Raw genomic sequence first — 3,745 nt, forward strand, 5'->3', positions numbered from 1 at the left:
CTCAGCGAGGCCGTGGCGCGCTACCTCTTCAAGCTGATGGCCTACAAGGACGAATACGAAGTGGCGCGGCTGCATACCGACCAGGCGTTTCTCGACAAGGTGGCGGCGCAGTTCGAAGGGGACTACAAGCTCAACTACCACCTGGCCCCGCCGCTGCTCGCGAAGAAGAACGACAAGGGCGAGTTGGTCAAACAGTCGTTCGGCCCGTGGATGCTCAGCGCGTTTCGTGTGCTGGCCAAGTTGAAGGGCCTGCGCGGCACGGCCTTCGACGTGTTCGGCCGGACCGAAGAGCGCCAGATGGAGCGAGCGTTGATCGGCGAGTACCGCGACAGCATTGACGAGGTGCTGCGCGGCTTGAACGCCGGCAACCATGGCCTGGCACTCGCCATCGCCAGCATCCCAGAAGACATTCGTGGCTACGGGCATGTGAAGGCGCGGCACCTGGCAACGGCACGCCCCAAGTGGGCCGGGCTGATGGCGCAGTGGCGCGCAGGCGATCAGAAGGCGGCGTAACCGTCAGAACTGCATGAACATGAGGCCGAGCGCAAAACTGCTCTGCCGAAAGTTGTAGTCGGTCAGCGTCTCACCGTAGCCGCTGAAGGCCTGCACGAACCAGCGCAGGCCGTTGGGCTGGTCGCGTTTCACGGGGTAGGTCCACTCCAGCTGCAGGGCGCCGTACTTGGGGCCTTGCACTGCAGTGCGCAGCAACAGCGAGGTGGTGGAGGCGCCAGGCGTCCAACCCAGCTGCAGCTCGCTGCGGCCACGGAAGTCGACCAGGTCGGGGTTGTTGTCACTCGAATAGCTCTCATTGAAGCGTTGTGAGACGCGGCCGGTGAGCGTCAGGTCACCCCGCTCGATGCCGACCCCCGCATAGACGCGGTTCCAGCTGCGCGACAGCGGGTCGGACTGCCCGTTCGACTGGTGGGCAATTGCCAGCTGGCTGAAGCGCCACTGCCAGCCCCAAGGCAATTGGCGCAGGCTCGGCTTGGTGGGCAGGATGAAGCTCCCCTCGGCTTCGTAGTCGGTGTTGCGAAACGGCTTGGAGTCGCGCCCGTTCCAGATCTGCCACATGGCCTGCTGGGTGAAGGCGAGCCACAGGTCGCCACCGCTGTCGAACACGTCTTGCAGCACCTTGGTGCGCAGCGAGATCTGGAACTTGGCCTCGACGCTGCGGTAGTTGGGCTGGTTCACCACGGCCTGGGTGGGTGAGCTCGGCGCGCGGTTGATGCGGTTGGTGGCGTGCAGGGGCGCGACGTAGTTGGCGCGGTAGCCGAGCAGGTTGAAGGTGCCGCGCTTGTCTTTGGCGTCGAGCTCCCAGTACTTGGACAACAGGCTCGGGTCGGGTTCGTCTCCGTTGGCCGGCGAGGCGGCGGTGAAGGTGGGCGCCAGCTGCGTGGTGGGCGCGGGCGCGTCGCCGGGCGCCGGGGTGGGCGGCGCACGGCCGGCGAGGCGGTCGTAGCAGGCCAGGCGGTCGGCAGCGGCGCCGATGGCGGCGCACTCCTGCAAGGTGGTTGGTGGATCGGTCTGCGCCCAACCCGGCAGCGCGGCGATCAGCAGCAGCGAAGGCACGGCCAGGCGTGCCAGCGATGGGGTGGTGTGTTCTGTCTGCAAGGTCAGTGGGGCGGGTTGAGGCAACCGCGATGGTACGGGCCTGGTGCCTGCCGATTGGTGCGATCATTTCGGCCATGAATGCACAAGTCCAAGAACTGATTGAGATGCTGCAGGTGGAGCAGCTCGAGAACAACCTCTTTCGCGGCATCAGCGGCGACATCGGCAGCCCGCGCGTCTTCGGTGGACAGGTGCTGGGCCAGGCGCTGATGGCGGCGGCCCTCACGGTGGAGCCCGGGCGCAGCGTGCACTCGCTGCACGCCTACTTTTTGCGGCCCGGCGACAAGGCCGCAAGAATCGTCTACGACGTGGAGCGCATCCGCGACGGTGGCAGCTTCACCACGCGGCGCGTGGTCGCCATTCAGCACGGCCAGCCGATCTTCAACTTTGCGGCCTCTTTCCATGTGAAGGAAGAAGGCCCACAACACCAGGCCGTGATGCCGCAAGTGCCGCCGCCCGACGGCTTGATCAGCGTGCACGAGATGCGCCGCAAACACATCGACCGCCTGCCCGAGCGCCTGCGCGCGGTGCTGCACGCCGAAACGGCGATCGACATCCGCCAGTGCGACCCCTTCGACCCGTTCAACCCGCCGGTGCGCGGGCCGCTCAACAACTCCTGGCTCCGCGCCTCCGACCGCTTGCCCGACGACCCGGTGCTGCACCAGGCGATGCTGGCCTACTCATCTGACTTCGGCCTGCTGCACGCGGCGCTGCTGCCGCACGGCCTGAGCTTCATGAACGGCAGCGTGCAAGGCGTGAGCCTGGACCACGCGATGTGGTTCCACGACGACTTCCGCATGGACGAGTGGCTGCTCTACGCCACCGACTCGCCCGCCGCCCGCGGCGCACGCGGCTTCTGCCGGGGCAGCATCTTCACGCAAGACGGCCGGCTGGTCGCCTCCGTCGCGCAAGAGGGTTTGATGCGGCCGCAGCCGCCGAAGACCCAGGCCTGAACTTCAGGTCGCGTCGGTCATGACCTCGATGCGGTGGCCGTCCAGATCAGTGAACATCGCGCCGAAGTAGGTGGCGCTGATGTCGGGCCGCTCGCGTGGCGAGAACAGGCTGGCGGCCTCGGCAGACAGCGCACGTTCGTAGACCCCGATCACCTGCGCGCGGGAAGCCGCCTGAAAGGCCAGGTGCATGCCCGCCGCCGTGACGCCGGCCTCCGAGGCCTCCACCGGGTAGAGGAAAAACGACCACTGCGGTGGCACGCCGAACGCGGCTTCCTTGCCCGTGTCGCGCAGCAACTGCGCGCCGAGCGGGCCGAGCGCGTTCTGATAGAAATCCACCGACTCGGCATAACACTTTGTGCCCAGCGAAACATGGCTGATCAAGTGAGCTCCTTCATGATTGGCATTCGGTTATTGTTCGACGCGCCGAGGTGTGAACGGCCGCATCCTGGCCCGGCCGCACGCGGCCAAACCGCAACCTGAGCCTTCGCCTCGCGGCCCCCTTGCCACCATGACCCTCGACGCTTTCGACCGCCACATCCTCTTGCTGTACCAGGCCGACACCCGCGTGCCTTCGCAGCAGATCGGCGAGCAGGTCGGGCTCTCGGCAGCAGCGGTTCAGCGGCGCATCAAGCGCCTGCGCGAAAGTGGTGTGATCGTGGCGGAGGTCGCTTCGCTGGACTGCCGCCAGCTGGGCCTGGACGTGACGGCCATCGTGCAGGTGGACCTGGTCGACGAGTCGGCGCGGGCGCAGCGAGCCTTTCGCGACAAGGTGACAGCCCGCAGCGAGGTGCAGCAGTGTTATGGCGTCACCGGCGTGGCCGACTATGTGCTGATCGTGGTGGTGCCCGACCTGATGGCCTACGACGCCTTTTGCGAAGCCTGCCTGCTGCACGACCCGAACGTGCGCAGCTTCAGCACGCAGATCGTGCTGGAAGCGGCCAAACGCTCCGCGCTGCTCACCATCCCGTCAGCGTGACCGCGACGGAGGCTCACCCCGCTGGCGGCGCCGCCTTGCGCATTAAGGCCGCACGCCGCGCCAGGCTGTCGGCCGGCCACAGCTCCGAGGCCTTGTAGTACTCGTGCACGGCCGGTGTGCCCGGTGGCAGCAGCACCCAGGGTTGTTTGGACATGGTGAAGATGTGCACGTCGGGCGGCAGGCGGTCGGGCTCGTCGAGCGTGCCCAC

Annotated in this window: 5 protein-coding genes and 1 pseudogene; 3 read left to right on the forward strand and 3 right to left on the reverse strand. The window is 66.9% G+C overall.

Annotation, left to right across the window (positions count from 1 at the left end):
• The coding region (locus RMO40_RS16155) for a DUF6537 domain-containing protein (RefSeq protein ID WP_489660179.1) at positions 1-513 on the forward strand (513 nt) is incomplete at its 5' end.
• Positions 514-516: 3 nt separating this feature from the next.
• Here RMO40_RS16155 and RMO40_RS16160 read toward each other — a convergent pair.
• Entirely contained in the window at positions 517-1,611 is a 1,095-nt protein-coding gene (locus RMO40_RS16160; RefSeq protein ID WP_309723597.1) for a phospholipase A, read from the reverse strand.
• Between the two features lie 74 nt (positions 1,612-1,685).
• Between RMO40_RS16160 and RMO40_RS16165 the strand changes: the two genes are divergently transcribed.
• Positions 1,686-2,561 carry an acyl-CoA thioesterase II gene (locus RMO40_RS16165; RefSeq protein WP_309723600.1) on the forward strand — a complete coding sequence of 292 codons (876 nt, stop codon included), beginning with the start codon at positions 1,686-1,688 and terminating at the stop codon, positions 2,559-2,561.
• A 3-nt stretch (positions 2,562-2,564) separates the two neighbouring features.
• Here the strand turns inward: RMO40_RS16165 and RMO40_RS16170 are convergent, their stop codons facing one another.
• Entirely contained in the window at positions 2,565-2,942 is a 378-nt protein-coding gene (locus RMO40_RS16170; protein WP_309723603.1) for a VOC family protein, read from the reverse strand.
• Positions 2,943-3,069: 127 nt separating this feature from the next.
• Here RMO40_RS16170 and RMO40_RS16175 point away from each other — a divergent pair, with 127 nt between their 5' ends.
• A complete protein-coding gene (locus tag RMO40_RS16175; RefSeq protein ID WP_309723608.1) occupies positions 3,070-3,537 on the forward strand; it encodes an Lrp/AsnC family transcriptional regulator in 468 nt (155 codons plus the stop codon).
• 13 nt (positions 3,538-3,550) lie between these two features.
• Here RMO40_RS16175 and RMO40_RS16180 read toward each other — a convergent pair.
• Positions 3,551-3,745: pseudogene (locus RMO40_RS16180) on the reverse strand (GFA family protein); the annotation flags it as partial.

It is taken from the genome of Rhizobacter sp. (genome assembly GCF_031412075.1).
Classification (GTDB): Bacteria; Pseudomonadota; Gammaproteobacteria; order Burkholderiales; family Burkholderiaceae_C; genus Rhizobacter.

What these genes read in the sequence shown, in the direction of transcription:
- RMO40_RS16165 (WP_309723600.1), top strand. Translation starts at nt 1,686, where the DNA reads ATGAATGCACAAGTCCAAGAACTGATTGAGATGCTGCAGGTGGAGCAG.
- RMO40_RS16175 (WP_309723608.1), top strand. Translation starts at nt 3,070, where the DNA reads ATGACCCTCGACGCTTTCGACCGCCACATCCTCTTGCTGTACCAGGCC.